The sequence below is a fragment of the Pseudomonas syringae group sp. J309-1 genome (assembly GCF_032582135.1).
Taxonomy (GTDB): Bacteria; Pseudomonadota; Gammaproteobacteria; order Pseudomonadales; family Pseudomonadaceae; genus Aquipseudomonas; species Aquipseudomonas quasicaspiana.
Map to the genome: position 1 here is coordinate 1 of NZ_JAWHNU010000129.1, position 706 is coordinate 706.

Here is a 706-nt window from a genome sequence, read left to right on the forward strand (position 1 = left end):
CATTGTACACTGCCGCGATCAAGACCAACACACCGTCGGCAAACGAGAAAGCACCAAAAACGAGCGTAAACGCCAGCAACGCCTGTGTTGGCATCCAGAATGCCAGAGCAGAGAGAATCAACGCCAAAACGCCGCGAATTACAAATGCCCACCAATTGGTGCTCAACGAGCACAACAGCCGACGGCCGGAGTCGTCATAGTTGACGTCTTTTTCTGCGAAACTCTGGTAGCTCATGATTAGGCCCTTTCAAACCAACCTGCCGAATAGTCTCATCGAAGCTGCCAGACTTGACCGTTGCTAGAGTGATCGTGAGCCGGCTCACCCTCGGACTGGCGAAGTGCTACAATATGCAAGCCTGATGCGCTTGGCCATTGATCATTGATGGCATTCCGTTCGGTGCGCCACATTGACGACCGTCAATGCTGAGCCACGCAAATGCAGCCTTGATGTCAAGGCGCCGATGCGTGAGGGCGCTATCGGTTGATCTGAAGGGGATAAAGGGAGTTTTAGCCATGCTCACTGATCTAGCGCTCGGCGGCCGGTGGCCCGACCTGGCCCGCGATATGCGCCGACTTCAGGAAGAAATGAACCGCACCTTCGGCGGCTTCAGGTTTGCCGTCCCGGCCGAGTACCCGCCCGTCAACGTCTGGGCGGGGGCGGACGGCGCCATCATCACCGCGGAAATTCCGGGCGTCGCGCCCGACC

At 57.6% G+C, this 706-nt stretch carries 2 protein-coding genes; one reads left to right on the forward strand and one right to left on the reverse strand.

Going from position 1 to position 706, the window contains the following annotated elements:
- A partial coding sequence (locus tag RX972_RS29050; RefSeq protein WP_204318009.1) for a DUF308 domain-containing protein occupies window positions 1–235 on the reverse strand: 235 nt, incomplete at its 3' end.
- Between the two features lie 278 nt (window positions 236–513).
- On the opposite strand from RX972_RS29050, the gene RX972_RS29055 reads away from it, so the two are divergent.
- Window positions 514–706 (forward strand): hypothetical protein (locus RX972_RS29055; RefSeq protein ID WP_316880733.1); only part of this gene is annotated, 193 nt, incomplete at its 3' end.